At 51.3% G+C, this 16,003-nt stretch carries 16 protein-coding genes and 1 other annotated feature; of the genes, 2 read left to right on the top strand and 14 right to left on the bottom strand.

What is annotated here, in order from left to right; genetic code table 11:
- Positions 1 to 4: 4 nt before the first annotated feature.
- A complete protein-coding gene (locus NDK47_RS10035) occupies positions 5 to 1,387 on the bottom strand; it encodes an LCP family protein (RefSeq protein ID WP_251874685.1) in 1,383 nt (460 codons plus the stop codon).
- Between the two features lie 242 nt (positions 1,388 to 1,629).
- Here NDK47_RS10035 and NDK47_RS10030 point away from each other — a divergent pair, with 242 nt between their 5' ends.
- Together NDK47_RS10030 and NDK47_RS10025 are read left to right on the top strand one after the other, a co-directional pair.
- Positions 1,630 to 2,556, top strand: a complete 927-nt coding sequence (locus NDK47_RS10030; RefSeq protein WP_251874684.1) for an NAD(P)/FAD-dependent oxidoreductase — start codon at positions 1,630 to 1,632, stop codon at positions 2,554 to 2,556.
- A 4-nt stretch (positions 2,557 to 2,560) separates the two neighbouring features.
- A complete protein-coding gene (locus NDK47_RS10025) occupies positions 2,561 to 3,049 on the top strand; it encodes an NUDIX hydrolase (protein WP_251874683.1) in 489 nt (162 codons plus the stop codon).
- A gap of 31 nt (positions 3,050 to 3,080) precedes the next feature.
- Here the strand turns inward: NDK47_RS10025 and NDK47_RS10020 are convergent, their stop codons facing one another.
- From NDK47_RS10020 to sigE, 13 genes are all read right to left on the bottom strand, one after another.
- Positions 3,081 to 4,499 carry an MFS transporter gene (locus NDK47_RS10020; protein ID WP_251874682.1) on the bottom strand — a complete coding sequence of 473 codons (1,419 nt, stop codon included), beginning with the start codon at positions 4,497 to 4,499 and terminating at the stop codon, positions 3,081 to 3,083.
- A gap of 16 nt (positions 4,500 to 4,515) precedes the next feature.
- A complete protein-coding gene (locus NDK47_RS10015; RefSeq protein WP_251874681.1) occupies positions 4,516 to 5,634 on the bottom strand; it encodes a mandelate racemase/muconate lactonizing enzyme family protein in 1,119 nt (372 codons plus the stop codon).
- Positions 5,635 to 5,655: 21 nt separating this feature from the next.
- On the bottom strand, positions 5,656 to 6,417 hold the full coding sequence (locus NDK47_RS10010; RefSeq protein ID WP_251874680.1) for a TraR/DksA C4-type zinc finger protein: 762 nt from the start codon (positions 6,415 to 6,417) through the stop codon (positions 5,656 to 5,658).
- A gap of 555 nt (positions 6,418 to 6,972) precedes the next feature.
- Positions 6,973 to 9,756 carry an isoleucine--tRNA ligase gene (gene ileS / locus NDK47_RS10005; RefSeq protein WP_251874679.1) on the bottom strand — a complete coding sequence of 928 codons (2,784 nt, stop codon included), beginning with the start codon at positions 9,754 to 9,756 and terminating at the stop codon, positions 6,973 to 6,975.
- A gap of 48 nt (positions 9,757 to 9,804) precedes the next feature.
- Positions 9,805 to 10,063, bottom strand: a binding site (T-box leader).
- A gap of 68 nt (positions 10,064 to 10,131) precedes the next feature.
- Complete coding sequence (locus NDK47_RS10000; RefSeq protein WP_251874678.1) at positions 10,132 to 10,623, bottom strand: DivIVA domain-containing protein; 492 nt, start codon at positions 10,621 to 10,623, stop codon at positions 10,132 to 10,134.
- Positions 10,624 to 10,719: 96 nt separating this feature from the next.
- On the bottom strand, positions 10,720 to 11,493 hold the full coding sequence (locus tag NDK47_RS09995) for a YlmH family RNA-binding protein (RefSeq protein ID WP_251874677.1): 774 nt from the start codon (positions 11,491 to 11,493) through the stop codon (positions 10,720 to 10,722).
- Between the two features lie 9 nt (positions 11,494 to 11,502).
- Positions 11,503 to 11,775, bottom strand: a complete 273-nt coding sequence (locus tag NDK47_RS09990) for a YggT family protein (RefSeq protein WP_251874676.1) — start codon at positions 11,773 to 11,775, stop codon at positions 11,503 to 11,505.
- Between the two features lie 72 nt (positions 11,776 to 11,847).
- Positions 11,848 to 12,273: a cell division protein SepF gene (locus NDK47_RS09985; RefSeq protein ID WP_251874675.1), complete on the bottom strand. Its 426-nt coding sequence runs from the start codon at positions 12,271 to 12,273 to the stop codon at positions 11,848 to 11,850.
- Between the two features lie 25 nt (positions 12,274 to 12,298).
- Entirely contained in the window at positions 12,299 to 12,997 is a 699-nt protein-coding gene (locus tag NDK47_RS09980; protein WP_251874674.1) for a YggS family pyridoxal phosphate-dependent enzyme, read from the bottom strand.
- 34 nt (positions 12,998 to 13,031) lie between these two features.
- On the bottom strand, positions 13,032 to 13,859 hold the full coding sequence (gene pgeF, locus NDK47_RS09975) for a peptidoglycan editing factor PgeF (RefSeq protein WP_251874673.1): 828 nt from the start codon (positions 13,857 to 13,859) through the stop codon (positions 13,032 to 13,034).
- Positions 13,860 to 13,945: 86 nt separating this feature from the next.
- Positions 13,946 to 14,230 carry a YlmC/YmxH family sporulation protein gene (locus NDK47_RS09970; protein ID WP_251874672.1) on the bottom strand — a complete coding sequence of 95 codons (285 nt, stop codon included), beginning with the start codon at positions 14,228 to 14,230 and terminating at the stop codon, positions 13,946 to 13,948.
- A 122-nt stretch (positions 14,231 to 14,352) separates the two neighbouring features.
- Entirely contained in the window at positions 14,353 to 15,132 is a 780-nt protein-coding gene (gene sigG, locus NDK47_RS09965; RefSeq protein ID WP_251874671.1) for an RNA polymerase sporulation sigma factor SigG, read from the bottom strand.
- A 147-nt stretch (positions 15,133 to 15,279) separates the two neighbouring features.
- Entirely contained in the window at positions 15,280 to 16,002 is a 723-nt protein-coding gene (gene sigE, locus NDK47_RS09960; RefSeq protein ID WP_251874670.1) for an RNA polymerase sporulation sigma factor SigE, read from the bottom strand.
- Between the last annotated feature and the right edge of the window lies 1 nt (position 16,003).

Raw genomic sequence — 16,003 nt, 5'->3', positions numbered from 1 at the left:
TTTCCTATCCATTTTGTCCGCCATTCTGCTCCATGGATGGTGTGTTGGGCTCCCATGGCTGCGGGCTGATGATATCAGGAGGAGGCATGTTTTCAGGAGCCAGTTCGCCCCCGCCAATGTCTGGTGGCGGAGCGTTTTCACCCTGATGATTCGCTGGCTGTGCCTTGGCTGGCGGTTTCGTTGAAGCTGCCGGAGTAGCCGGCTTTGTCTGTTCACCCACCAGTTTCGGGTCCTGCGGCTTCGGAGAGTTCGCATTGCTTCCCGTCGTCGACTGTGTTCCGGTGCTGGGCTTGCGCGGCTCTGCTCGCGCTACATCCGATATCGCCGCATCGCTCATGGCTATCTCGGATTTTATGCCTCGCTCACTGAGCAAAATACGGCGAACTTCGTTCATGCTTTCTCGGGGCCATACAGTATAGGGATACTGCCATACAGCACCATTGTCAAGTGAGACGATTTTGTCCGAGGAGAAGCTCCGAAAATCAAGCGCCAAGCCCTTGATCTGATCCTTGGACAGGTCTGTCTTTACGTGTTTCCCTGCCGTTTCCAAAACGGCCAGCGCTTTGGTCAATCCATCAGCCGACGTCATCTTGTCGGTCACGACCCGGATGACTTCCTGCTGGCGCCGGTTCCGGTCGAAGTCGCTGGAATCAAATCTTGACCCTCGTCTGTCTACTCGGTGCCGTACAAACCCGAGAGCCTGCTCCCCGTTCAGCACCTGTTTGCCAGGCTTAAGCGTACGGTAGACACCACCGCTCGGAAGTTCGTAGACCAGCTCGCGATCTACTGTTACCTCCACCCCTCCCAGTTTGTCGATGGCGGCCTTGAAGCCGTCGAAGTCAAGGAGTATGTAGTGGTCAACGGGAATCCCCAGCATGCTTTCAACAGTTTTTTTCAACAGCGTAACGCCATTTTCTGTGACGGGCTCTCCCTTTTTCTCTGCGCGCTGCCGGATTCCCTCGCCAAGCGCGAATACACCGTTGATCTTATGGTAATCCGGGTACTCGGGAATCTTTACCCTGGTATCACGCGGCAGGGAGACCATCGTCACTTTTTTGTCATCGGGGTCTGCGACTGCGAGCAACAAGACATCCGTATTCAGCATGCCTTCATTTTTTCTCGTATCCGTACCAATGATCAAGATGGAGAGCGATTTGTTTTCTTCGTACTTCTGTTCCACCACAGGCTGATCCGGCAGTTTGTACGGGTCATCCGTGACCTCGTCCAGCGTATCATCCAGCTTGGAGAGTACGTAACCTCCACCGACGATCAACGCCATTATCAGAAAGCAACTCGTCAGCATGAGCCAGAGCCGAAGACCTTTTTTATTCCGCTTTGCCCGTCTTTGTTTCGCTGTCGGTACCCCGTTTTTCTGCGTATTCTCCAACGTCCAGTCACTCCCTCAAAGACAGAGAAGTTCATCTTCTTGTAAAATTATGTATCATTCTACCATATCTGAAAGCGTTTTTGTAAAACTTTGACGGCCCGTGACTGATGATGCATCCTTTTGTCCCCACGACACTCTTGCACTCGCCCTGTGAAAGGGGTAGTCTAAAGCTATCCATATTCGCATAATAACGCAATATAGAGGTTGTTCAACAGTCTCTTTTAGGGAAGAGGGGGACTCGTGTGGAACATATACAGGTACTAATTGTTGGCGGCGGCATTGCGGGGATGTCTGCCGCCATTTGGTGCGAGCGTCTTGGACTTCGTTGTGTGCTCATCGAAAGAGAGGAACAACTGGGCGGGCAGCTATCCCAGATTCGCAATGCCATTTGGGACTTTCCGCCCGGTATCTATCCAGATGGAGAGGCGCTTAGGCGGGAACTGCTTTCCCATCCAGCCTTGCAAAAACAGTCGATTCGCTTGGGAGAATCTCTCACCGCGATTGATCCCTCCAGCAGAACGGTCACGACCAGCCGAACGACGTATCGGGTCGATTACCTCATCATCGCTACAGGTGTAAGCCCGAACGAGATTCCCGCCCTGGATGGCTGTTCCCGGCTGTTGTCTCCCTGGTTCTCCACCACCGCGGAAGCCAAAAGTGTAGCCGGACTGGATGTCGCTGTTATCGGTGGCGGGGATCGGGCTGCGGAAAGTGTACATAATCTCATCCCGCATGCACGAGCGGTCTATCTGTTGGTTCGTCGCAATCATTTGCGCGCCCGTGCTCAATGGGCCGAATTGCTCGAGGGCCATCCGTCGCTGCAGATTTTCTGGGAAACGAACATCACAGATTATCGCGAAGAGGGCGAAAAAGTTGTGCTCACCTTGCATTCGCCGCGTGCCAATGTCCCTGCTTCGCTCCACGTTGACCGGATTTTGCCCAGGATCGGCGTGCATGCCAACCTGGATGGACTAGACCAGTTTCTCGGCATAAATCAGGATGGCTACCTTCTGGCGGGGCCGCTTCAGCAGACAGAAGGTACGGGCTCCTCCTGGATCTATGCGGTCGGTGACGTGACTAACGGTGCAGAATACGCCAGTCTCTCTCTGGCCATCGGTCAAGCCATGAAAGCAGTCAAGCATATTTCCCTCCAAGTAAAGGAGCAATGACCCCATGCATCATTTTCTCGATGATTTTGGCTATCCGGCAACCCTTACCTATGACCCTGCTGTCTACCAGCAGCGGGTCGCCAAACACGTGCTGATCTTTCCCTTTTGGCAGGGGAAGCTGCTATTCACCCGCCATCGTTTGCGCGGGATCGAACTGCCTGGGGGGAAAGTAGAGCCCGGTGAAACCAGTATCGCCGCAGCCATTCGGGAGACCTTTGAAGAGACCGGCGCAGTGCTGGACGCAATCGAAAGAATTGGTCAATACACCGTGGGAAATGACATGGTTAAGGACATCTACGTCGCCCGGGTGCTTTCTCTGCAGGAACAAGCGATCGGCACCGATGTAGAGGGTGCCATCTGGTTTGATGAAATCCCAGAGAATGTAAAAGGGCAATCTCCTTTCAGCCGCTATCTTTATGACGATGTCTATCCATACACATTGACGAGGTTGAGTGAACATCCGTTTACTTCATCTCCAAAAAAAGAAAGCTGACAGCCATCCCCTGCTGCGGGGTGAATGCCTGTCAGCTTTTTTCTTTCTCTTTTTTCCCCTTTGGGCTGAACAAGTGCTTCATTAAGTCGTTCGGATCAAAGCCTAATTGGCGAATCGCTTTCACCCTGCGCTTCTCTTCTTCACTCTCTGATTGAACGCCCAGAATTTCTGCAATTTGTTGCATCGCTTCCATTTGCTTAGCTTTTTCATCGTCCTCCTGTGAAGACGATCCTGATTCGGCCTGCTGCTTGGAAGACCCCGCTGCTGCTTGCTTTGGCTTTAAAAAGAAAATCGCCACAACTCCAAAGACTGCTGCCAAACCTGCGATCGAGAGGAACATGACGCTCCGTGACAGATTCAAAAGCCAAGTAAAGACCGGAGGCCCCACCGCCACGCCGATAAAACGGACACCGCTGTACAGCGACGTAATCATACCCCGCTCTGATTTTTGCACGGCTCCGATAATCATGCTGTTCAGACAAGGGAGGATCATACCCGTCCCCACACTTCCGATGATCAAGACCCCGGTCAGGGCATAGGCGCCTTTGACAAAATTTGCGATCACGTACGAAGTAGCGAGCATGAACATCCCAATAATCACGAAGAGGCGCATTAACCCCAGCTTCGTTTTGATGATGAGTCCGGTCACATATGCCGTAATGCTCATGACCAACAAGGGAACCGCTAAAAAAGCACCTTTCAGCAAGCCGTCGATCTTATATTTGTCCTCCAGCAGATCAGATAAATAAAACAAAACGCCAAACAGCGTAAACAGACAAATACTCCCGATAAAAAAAGCGGGTATCAGCCAACGGCCGTGCGTGCGAAATACCTGCCCGATCGATTTCAGGTACTGGCGGATCGGCAGCGGTTGCTTCTCCTGCTTTTTCTCTTTGGTAAAGAAGAGAAAAAGCAACAGGATGACACCGCAGATGATGGGAAATGCCAGAAACACCATGTACCAGGCAATCATTGCAAGCAGAGAGCCAAAAATCGGGCTTAGCACTTTTCCCAGGCCATTGGAGGTTTCCATCAAGCCAAGTGCGCGGCTTTCCGATGCCCCTTTGAACAGATCGCCTGCGAGTGCCATCGCAATCGGAGCTGTTCCTGCCGCCCCTATCCCTTGCAGCACGCGCCCCAGCATAATGACCATGTACGGTTTATCCCACCAGAGGGCTGCGAGCCCAGCCACGAGTCCGCCTACTCCGTACAAGGCCAGGGAGAGGATGATGACAATTTTACGTCCGAACCGATCGGACAGATAACCGGCAAGCGGGATCACAATCCCGGCCGAGATGGAAAATGCCGTTATCAGAAAGCTCGTCTGCAAGGCAGTCAAATCCAACTTCGCTTTCATTGTGGGCAAAACAGGGATGAGCATCGAGTTGCCCAGCACCATGACCAGCGGTATCCCAGTCAAACCTATCAGATTTTTTGTGTTTTGCGCCATTTCCTATCTCCTCGTATTAGACATATGCGCCGCCATCCCAGCGCAACTTGTCTATAATCTGCCAATCGGGTTCCACACCGATCCCCACCGCTTTGGGAACACCTACATATCCATTATTCATGGCCAGCGGAAACAGCGAGGTAAACGGATTTTCCATCACATCCCACTCCACTGGCTCAATCGACTCGCCCTCCATCTTGCTCCAGGCGGGCAAACAGGCCTGAACACAAATGGCATAAAGACGTGAGAGAGCACCGTCATATACATGAGGGGAGACGCGGTGACCAAAATTCCGGGCCAGATGGACATTTTCCCGAAAGCTGTCGATTCCTTCTGCATGCATGGGATCGGGCTGTGTAATATCAACGGCCCCCATCTTTAACAGAGGTAAAAACTGATCACATCTAATCAAATTCTCGCCACCTGCCAGCGGAACGGAGAGCAGCGGGCGCAATTTCTCATATTCGGCAGTCCTGGACATCGGCATAGGTTCCTCCAGCCACAGCCAGTTGCCATACCGGGAAAAGACCTGCTCCCATTTTCGTGCCTCCGCCAGGTCGTAGCTTTGGTTGGCATCAAGCGCAACCTGTATATGGTCAGGGATAGACGCCTTCAGTCTTTCAATATGCTTGCGATCTTCTTGCCAGGGGCGGCCGCCTACTTTTACTTTCACCTGCCGAAAGCCTTGGAGTATTTGCGACTCCACATGGCGGACAGCATGGAGTGGCCAATCTTCCCGGTCGGTATAGGACTGAAAGGAAGCGTAGACAGGGATCTTCTCATGCAAGGCTCCCCCCCACAGATCACACAGGGACACTCCCGCTTTTTTGGCAAGGATTTCAGTCAGCGCCATACTGACAGCAGTCGCGGATCGTTGATGCCATTTTGCGATTGTCGCAACCAGATCCAAGCGATTTGTCGCCATCTTCCCCAGCAGATACGGGGTAATCCGCTCGACAAATCCTTTTTCCAGAGTGGGCAGCCAATCCACCGCTTCTCCCCAACCCTCCAGACCCGATTGGGTGGTAATTCGTATCAGAAAGCAGCTTCGATATTTTTTATACCCATTGGCGTCCCCATACGGCTGACTGAGCCTATGCAGCAAAGGAAACGTCTCCACGCGCGCGATTTGCATGTCACTGTCTGGCCCCCTGGTTTACATCAAGTCATTGCGCCCTTCTCGCTCGGCTCGCTCTTCCAGAGCCTCTTCATAGGAAAGGAATTGTCCTTTACCCTCCCCTTTGCGCATGTACTCTTCATATGTGCCGCTTCGCATGAATTTGATGCTGTCAGGTCCATGATAGCCGTGTATGTCCGTGTAGCCGATCTCCTCGACGGCCTGCACAAACCCGTCCGGCTCATCGCTTTCGATATACATTTCCTTGTAATCGGTCTTGTCGTTATCGACAAAGGAAAATGGTGTACTGGATGTACCCCATGCCTCTACGATTTGCCAGGCGTCCTCTCCATCGAAACCGTTTTGTCCTTCCTTTTCATCCAGCGAGGTTCGCCCAAATGGCGGCTGCAAAAACTCCTCCTCAATCGGGCGGGAGTGATTGATATTGGGTGCGGGTGCATGCTCCTTGCAGGTTTGCGCTTGGGGAAGGGCTTCCAGACGCTCTTCCGGGATTTTCTCCCCGCAGACGGTACATACGCCGTAGGTGCCTTCTTCCATTCTGGTCAGTGCCTGATCGATTTCTTTCAATGTCTCTCGATCCAGACTGTCGAGGGCCAGATCCTTTTCTCGCTCAAACATCTCCGTGCCGATATCGGCCGGATGGTTATCGTACATGGAAAATTCCTGTAAAGAGGTCGTCATCGGTTCACGCATGCCATAATGATCCTGCACCCGGTCTTCCAGTTCCTTTTTCTGCTCCAGCAGTTGCTCCCTGAAGCGGGCCAGTTTCTCTTTGTCCACGTATGACACCGTCCTTCCTTTGTTATCCCTGAAGGGTAGTATGTCTATTCCCACACAACTTTAACCCGAGTCCGTGCTCTGATGAGGGTGGGCTATGGCAGGGTTCAAGATGACGAGGAAATTGCAGGTGTTCTTTTAAAAGTTTTGAGCGATTATTCTGTTGATAGGTAGCCTTTGGGTTCATCTCGGACCTCGGCCCGGGTTACGAAGCCGGGGTGAGAAGAATCATGTTTCCCTGCTTGGCTCCGTATTCCGCCCTGCATGGATGATTCACTGTCCGCTCCTCAGCGGCTGACGGGGGGCCGCAAAAGCCGTGTCGCTCCGAGGTCATCCCAAGGTTGCGGCCCTGTTTCCCGCCATCCGCTGCTCCGCTGAGCCGGGCTCCACAGTCGCACCGCAGGGAAACATGATTCTTCTCCGTACATTCTGCTTCTTCCTGGATTTTTTAATGATCAAAAGAGAAAGGACCATTTTTTGAAAAAAAAGCCGCCCCGATGCCAAAAAGGCCGGGGCGGCTTGAAAGTCCGCTATTTTTGCACTTGATTCTTTTATTGATTACTCTGAGACACCAGCGTAGTTTTCGTTGACAATGGTCGCACAACGTTTGCAAATGGTCGGATGGGCACTGTCTGCGCCAACGTCTTGCTTGACGACACGGCAACGCTCGCATTTTTCGCCGTCCGCAGCCGCCACCACAACGGTGATGCCCTCCAAAGCCGTCGCTTCAGCAGGAGCCGCAGTACCATGCGGGTGTAAGTCGACATGAGCGACGATAAACAGGTCAGCCAGATCCTCCATGGAGGACAGGACGCTTGCCACTTCTTCCGTTTGCGGATACAGAGCCAGCTTCGCGTCTACGGAGTTTCCAAATACCTTGTTGCGGCGCGCTTCTTCCATTGCCTTCAGCACTTCGTCGCGGATCGCAAGGAAAGCGTTCCATTTGTTCAGGGCATCCTGTGCAAATCCGAGGTGCTGTTTATTTGCATCCGGCATATCGGTAAGCTGCACGCTTGGCTCAACTACGCCTGGAATAAAGCTCCATACCTCATCTGCTGTATGCGGCAGGATCGGCGCTACCAGCTTCACCAAACTCAACAGGCAATCGTACATGACGGTTTGGGCAGCACGACGCTTCACATTGTCTGGCGCTTCGACATAAAGGCGGTCTTTACAGATATCCAGGTAGAAAGCAGACAAGTCAATCACGCAGAAATTATGCACGGCATGGAATACCGTATGGAACTGGTATTCATCGTAAGCCTTGCGTGCACGTTTGACGACTTGTGCTGCCTTGGCCAGGACAAAACGATCCAGTTCGCTCAATTGCTCGTAGTCCACGCGATCTTTTGCCGGATCAAAGCCATCCAGGTTCCCCAGCAGGAATCGGAAGGTGTTGCGGATTTTGCGGTACACTTCTGCAATCTGGTTCAAGATGGCGTCGGAAATTCGCGAGTCCGCCTGATAATCTACCGATGCCACCCACAGACGCAGGATATCCGCACCCAGCTTGTTGATGACTTCTTGCGGTACGATGGTGTTGCCCAGCGACTTGGACATCTTCCGCCCTTCACCATCCAGGGTGAAGCCGTGGCTCAGAACCGCTTTGTACGGCGCGGTGCCATAGACCGCAACGGCCGTGGAAAGTGAAGAGTTGAACCACCCGCGGTATTGGTCGGAGCCTTCCAGATACATATCGGCAGGCCAGTTTAAGCCGCGCTCTCTCAGCACCGCTTCATGACTGGAGCCGGAATCAAACCAGACATCCATGATATCCGTCTCTTTGCGGAATTCCGTGCAGCCGCATTTGTTGCAGGACAGACCTTCAGGCACCAGTTCTTTTGCTTCATGGGCAAACCAGACCGAGGAACCCTCTTTGCGGAACAGCTCGGAGACATGCTCGATCGTCTGATCGTTGATAATCGGCTCGTTGCAATCCTTGCAGTAGAAAATCGGGATCGGTACACCCCAGACACGCTGACGGGAAATGCACCAGTCTCCGCGGTCGGCGATCATGTTGGCCAAACGCGTTTCGCCCCAATGCGGAATCCACTGTACGTTTTTGATCGCTTCCAGCATTTTGTCGCGGAATGCGTCGATGGAGGCAAACCACTGCTCCGTCGCACGGTAGATCACCGGCTTTTTCGTCCGCCAATCATGCGGATAGGAGTGCGTGATAAAGCCAAGCTTCAGCAATGACCCCGTTTCGTTCAGCTTTTCAGTAACCAGCTTGTTGGCATCTTCATAGAACAAGCCTTCAAAGCCTGGCGCTTCTTTGGTCATTTTTCCTTCGTGATCGACCGGACACAGAACGCCAAGGCCGTATTTTTGCCCAATCGCAAAGTCGTCTTCCCCGTGGCCAGGAGCTGTGTGTACACATCCTGTACCTGCATCAAGCGTGACGTGCTCGCCGAGGATAAGCGGCGATGGACGGTCGTAGAACGGATGCTTGGTTACGACGCCTTCCAGCTCTTGGCCTTTAAAGGAAGCCAGCACTTCTACACTTTCCCACCCGATTTCCTTGCTTGCCGCTTCCACCAGTCCGCTGGCCAGCAGGAATTTGCGTCCGTCCGCTTTAACGACGTTATACTCCAGCTCTGGATGCAGGGAGATCGCCAGGTTCGCCGGGATGGTCCACGGTGTGGTCGTCCAAATGACTACACCTGTATCGGTATCCAGCTTTCCTTTACCATCCTGCACCTGGAAGCTGACGTAGATGGATGGAGAGCGTTTGTCTTTGTACTCGATTTCGGCATCAGCCAGTGCCGTCTCTGAGGACGGGGACCAGTATACACAGCGCAGGCCTTTGTAAATGTAGCCTTTTTTGGCCATTTCACCAAAGATCTTGATTTGACGAGCTTCGTACTCAGGGAGCAAGGTTACATACGGGTTTTCCCAATCACCGCGAATCCCCAGTCGCTTGAACTGGTCACGCTGTTTGTCAATATAGCTCCAGGCGTACTCTTCACAGCGCTTGCGGAAGTCATTGACCTCGATGCTGCGGCGATCCAATCCCTGAGCGTTGATGATCGCCTGTTCAATCGGCAGACCATGTGTGTCCCAGCCGGGAATGTATGGGGAATCGAACCCAGCCATCGATTTATAACGGACGATGAAGTCCTTCAATACCTTGTTCAGTGCATGTCCGATATGGATATCCCCGTTAGCGTACGGAGGGCCGTCATGCAAAATAAAGCTCGGGCGTCCTTTTGTTCGCTCCTGCACTTTTCGATAGATATCCATCTCGTCCCATTTTGCCTGCATATCCGGCTCACGGGCTGGCAGATTCCCGCGCATGGGGAAATCGGTTTTTGGCAGCGCAAGCGTTTTGCTATAATCCATCGTCAAATCCACTCCTACAGAAAATGTAAAAAAGCCTTTCCTCATCCCAATAGGGACGAGAGAAGGCTCCCGTGGTACCACCCTGATTAAACAGACGTCTTGCCAGCACGGCAAATCGCTGTTTCACTCGATCCATTCATAACGGGAATGACGCGCTCACTTACTGACCGCTGCACATACTGTCAGGCGGTGTTCGGCTATTGAACTCCCGGGTGATTTTCAACGGCAGGCAACAGGCCGGCTTCCACCCTTCTCCGGCTCTCTGGACTGTGCTTGTGCGCTTACTCGTCCCGTTCATCGTTTGTCAGTTGATGTAAAATTGTAAAGAAAAGTTTCAAATTATTATAGTACCATCATAGCCTTGACGTCAATGTCTTATTCAGCCAGAACAGCGGATGTGGAATCTGCCTGTTCGATATCATCCCACGCACCGTTCTCCAGCATCTCCAACTGCGCTTCAAGCAGCGTACGGAAACGCATGCGATACACAGACGCGCGCTTTTTCAGCTCTTCGATCTCGATCGCAATCTTGCGGGATTTCGCCAGTGCCTCGTTTACGATACGGTCCGCATTTTTTTCTGCTTCTTTAAGAATCAGTTGTGCTTCCTTGCGAGCGTTTGATTTTACATCTTCAGCCGTCTCCTGAGCAACCAAGATCGACTTGCTCAAGTTCTCTTCCAGGCTTTTATAGTGATCGACACGCTCATTGAGGATCGCGATCCGCTCTTCCATTTCCTTCTTTTCCTTGATCAGGAGTTCGAAGTCCTTGATAACCTGATCCAGAAACTCGTTTACTTCGTCAATATTGTATCCGCGAAATCCAGTGCTGAATTCTTTATTGTGTATGTCTAACGGCGTTAAAGGCACGTGAACCCCCCACTTCTCCGAATAATCGTACTGACAAATTCGACAGCTTCCTCATCATTTCCTGCCGGATTTTGCAAATATTTCAGTGATATCATTCTATGTGACCAAGCCGATATTCATACGAATTCTTCCGCTTTTCGTCGGTCCGGCTACATCGAGCAGCTTGAATCTCCCCCATCCAGCCAGAGAAACCATGTCTCCCGCCTCTAGCAAGCTAGATGGATCATCCACCACCTTCCAATTCACTTTCACCTTGCCCCCGCGAATCGGGATCAATGCTTTGGCCCGTGAAAGATGGTAGACCTCGCCAATCACAGCGTCTACGCGCGGCGAAGGAACCGTAATGGTTTTCTCCTGATATTGCTCGTCGGGCGGTTCAAAGGACTCCCACTCCACCTTTTCAAACGTAACCGGCGTCTTGTGAATATGGGTCACCTGTGAACAGATAAAGTCAGCCACCTCGTCTGCCACGACTGCATAGCATCCGCGCTCATCGACAAGCATGTCGCCAAATTTTTCACGTTTTAGCCCCGCATTCAAAAGGGCTCCCATCACATCTCGATGCTCCAGCCGATGAAAGCGCTGGTCCGCTCCGATGTGCAGCAGCGTGAGGTGGAAATCCGCAGGCTCTGGATCAAAATACGCGGGATGGATGATTACCCGGACACGCTCAGCGCCCTCGAAGCCGCCATATGGCATGACTGCCACATCGTGCACTTGGGAGGTCAAACTCTGCATAATCGCCAACTGTCGCGGGTCCAGAAAATCAGTAAGGCGCATGGCCTGCTTTCGCTCCACCAGCGTCAGCATCTCCAGCGCCCGTTCCACAAAGGGAAGCTCTTCTTTTCGAAAATGATTGTATATACTCATCGCATACACCTACATCTGCGACATTTTGATGAGGATTGTCTGCAGACCGCTTTGCGCAAAATTAAGCGCAATCAACGCAACAATTGGTGAGATATCGATGAATCCAAGCGTCGGGATAAACCGACGAAATGGAGCAAGATAAGGCTCTACAAATCTTTCGAGCAATTGACCAATCCCGGTCTCTCTCATCTGCGGAACCCAAGACATGAGCACATACGCAATCACCATAAACTGATATACTGTAAACGCGAAATTAATAATGGTAAACAAGACGGATAACATTCACTCACCCTTTAGCCTGTTCCAAACCGCTCGCAATCAGAACTGCTCGGGATCTGAAACAAGAGTTTATTCCTATTCTTCCACGACACTGGAAATTGTACCCTGAATATCTACATGATCTGGTGTGCAGACAAAAATATAGTCGCCTACCTTTTGAATATCGCCGTTCAGCGCATAGACAGTACCGCTGAGAAAATCGATGATGCGTTTTGCCTGTTCCTTGTCCACCCGTTGCAAATTCACCACAACAGGCCGGCGGTGACGAAGGTTGTCAGCGATATCCTGAGCATCGCTGTATTGACGTGGTTCACAGAGGATCAGACGAATTCCCTCCTTCTCCCTCGTCTGGAAAGGCACGACATTGTTGGCACGTCCCAGCTGCTGTTGTCTTTTGTTGTTGACAGGCTCCTGTTCCTCTCGCTCTTCGATCACTGTCTCCTCAAAGTATTCCTCATCTTCCAATCCCAAAAATCCTTTGATTTTATTCATGACGCTCATAGCCATCCTCCTCTCGCATACGTAATCAGTCCGGCTTGACCAATACAGAGCCGAGCCGGATATATGTAGCCCCTTCTTCAATCGCTACCTCAAAGTCGTTGGACATTCCCATCGACAGCTCTGTGATTTCCGCATGCGGAAACTGCTCTTCATTGATCCGCTCCATCCATTCTCGCAGACCTTTAAATACAGGCCGTGCCTCTTCCGGATCTTCGACATGAGGCGCCATGGTCATCAATCCCGCGATCCTTATATGTTTCATATTACTGGTTTCGCGCAGAAATGCCAATACGTCATTGGGACTAAGGCCAAATTTTGTCTCTTCTCCGGAAATATTTACCTGCAAAAAGCAAGGAACGACAATATTCAGCGCTTGCCCCCGCTTATTGATCTCTTCTGCCAAAGAGAGTCGATCCAAAGAGTGAACATAAGTAAACCGGCCGATCACCTCTTTTACTTTATTGGTTTGAAGATGGCCGATAAAATGCCAGATCCCGCGCTGTCCCCACCGTTCATGTTTGGGCAAGGCATCTTGAACCCGGTTCTCCCCAATATTCTTTACACCGATCTCCAACAGATCCCCAATCGTATCGCCATCCACGTATTTCGTAACAGCAATGATTTTGACATCATTGCGATTTCGCCCCGAACGTATGCAGGCAGCTTCGATTCTTTTCTCAATCCTCTCTAGTCTTTCTTTCAGCAGTTGTTGTTCGTGGGTCATCTTTGCGTAACGTCCTTTCCCGTCAAAATTGTGTCTACCGTTTACGCCAGCCGATAAAGGAAGCCATCCGTCCTGTTTTCCCTGTCACGCCGGCTTCTTTGCGATGTGAAAAGAAAAGGTCTGTACGGCAGCTTGTACACCATCCGGTGCGCAGGATATTTTCTGGCGCTACTCCGCACTCTTCTAAAATCTCCTGGTTCAACCGTGGGAGATCCAGCATGTAGCGCCCATTTTTCAAGGAGACTACTGCATGCGGCCATTCCCGAGCAGACTTGCGCACCTCTTGTATCACCCGATCATCTACCTCATAACAGCATCCGCCAATCGAAGGTCCGATCGCAATACAAAGTTGTTCCGTTTTCGTTTTGTATGTATCACAAAAAGCGTTGATCATTTCCTCGGCAATTCGGGAAACCGTCCCCTTCCAGCCTGCATGGGCAAGTCCGATTGCACCAGACGAGGGGTCAAGAAAATAGAGCGGGACACAATCTGCATAAAACGAAGTGAGCAATACTCCTTCTTTATTGGTAAACAGGCCATCGGTTGCCGGAATGACATCGCGGAGACTCTCTTTCCCTGCTCCCCCTGCCGTCACTTCACAAACTCGATTGCCATGCACTTGATCCGCACAGGTCCAGGCATCAAATGACATCTCCAATGATTCGGCCAACAGCCGACGATTGGTTACCACATGTGAGTCATCATCGCCCACATGCAGCCCCATGTTAAAAGATCCATAAGGTTCGGCGCTTACCCCGCCCGTACGTATGGTGAAGCCTGCGACCAGACCGGGAAACGCTTTTTCCCACTCCTGCAAGCGAAGTCCTGCTGCGTTTGTCTGTTCCATAAACGGCTCGTTCATCTCTTCACCTCTTGTTTGCGAAGCGCAAGGTTTCTATGGATTATGATACCATAGCCAAAAAGAAAAGAAAGGCTCCCTCTGCCTTTCTACGAGCGATATTCATCCTCTGCGTTGTTCTTTGCATCCACCCGGAGGGCTTCTTCCACTCGAACCAGAACAACATCTTTGCCGATTTTCACAATATTGCGCCAAGGGATAACAAAATCATTTCCGGATGAAAAGAACCCCAGGAACTTTCCTGGTCCTGGGACGATGATGGCCTCTACCCTCCCGTGGCGAAGGTCGATTTCCAAGTCGGATATTTGCCCCAACCGTTTGCCGTCCAAAATATTCACTACCTCTTTGGTCTGGAAGTCCGAAATCTTCACCATCCGTCTCACCTTCTTTTCTTCCCTTCTCTTTCATTATATGAACAGTTGGGCGATTATGTCCGAACCTGAAGAAAAGAAAAAGCCCCGCAGTAGCACTCCGCAGGACTAGGACCCATCCATCATTACGATTGTACGTGTTTTTGCATGTGAGCTATCGCCGCCTTCTCCAGTCGAGAGACTTGCGCTTGCGAAATGCCGATTTCCTCGGCCACCTCCATCTGCGTCTTTCCTTCGTAAAAACGCATGGAGATAATCATTTTTTCCCGTTCGCCTAACCGTTGCATCCCTTCACGCAGCGCGATTTCTTCGACCCAGATCACATCCTTGTTTTTATCGTCACTGATCTGATCCATGACGTAGATCGGGTCGCCCCCGTCTTGATAGATCGGCTCAAACAAGGAAACGGGGTCCTGTATCGCATCCAGTGCAAAAACCACGTCTTCTTTGGGAACATTCAGCTCTTGGGAGATTTCCATGATGGTGGGCTCCCGCGAATGCTTGTTGGTGAGATTATCCCTGACCTGCAGGGCTTTGTAGGCGATATCCCGCAAAGACCTCGATACCCGGATTGGATTGTTGTCCCGCAAATAGCGGCGGATTTCCCCGATGATCATCGGCACGGCGTAAGTCGAAAATTTCACGTTCTGGCCGAGGTCAAAATTGTCGATGGCCTTCATCAAACCAATGCATCCTACCTGAAACAGATCGTCAACAAACTCGCCGCGATTGTTGAATCGCTGGATCACACTGAGCACCAAGCGCAGATTGCCGTTTACCAGCTTTTCCCGCGCTGGGAGTTCACCGCCTTGCAGACGTTCAAACAGTTCCCGCATCTCTTTGTTGGTCAGCACCGGAAGCTTGGAGGTATCTACCCCGCAAATCTCTACTTTATTGCGCGTCACGTCTTTCCCTCCTCGAAGCAAGAAAAAAGTTCCTAACCCGGTTGTCTCGAAAGCCCGCGTTCTGACGCGTCCCCGGACGAGAAGTGGCTATCGCCACCCTCTGGTACGGTTTAGGAACAGTATCTCCCTCGATTGGGAAAATATGCGTTACACCATTTTGTTAAATTCTTTTCGCAACCGTTTTATAATTCTCTTTTCCAGACGAGAAATATAGGATTGCGAGATGCCCAAAAGATCCGCGACATCTTTCTGTGTCTTCTCTTCTTCACCAGCGAGACCGAATCGCAGCTCCATGATGACTCGCTCCCGCTCAGTCAGTTTATCAAGCGCTTTTTTCAGCAGCTTGCGATCCACCTGGTCTTCAATGTTTTTGTAAATCGTATCGTTTTCCGTCCCCAAAACATCGGAGAGCAGCAGCTCATTTCCGTCCCAGTCAATATTGAGCGGCTCGTCGAAGGATACCTCGGAGCGGATTTTATTGTTTCTGCGCAGGTACATCAAAATCTCGTTTTCGATACAGCGTGAGGCGTAAGTAGCCAGCTTGATATTTTTCTCCGGATCAAACGTATTGACCGCTTTGATCAAACCGATTGTCCCAATGCTGACAAGGTCTTCAATGTTGATTCCTGTATTTTCAAACTTGCGGGCAATATAAACGACGAGCCGCAAATTTCGTTCGATCAGCATACTCCGTACCGCCGGATCACCAGAAGGCAGGCGCCCCAGCAGAATCTCCTCTTCCTCCCGCGTCAGCGGCGGAGGCAAGGCCTCGCTTCCTCCGATATAGTAAATTTCCTCTGCACGTGCACCAGTCCACAGCAGGATTCGGTACCAGAGTAATTGTAATTGCAGACGAAGTTTGACATACATA

It is taken from the genome of Brevibacillus ruminantium (assembly GCF_023746555.1).
GTDB lineage: Bacteria > Bacillota > Bacilli > Brevibacillales > Brevibacillaceae > Brevibacillus > Brevibacillus ruminantium.
Note: the sequence above shows the minus strand (reverse complement) of the source record. Positions and strands in the feature narration are given on the sequence as shown.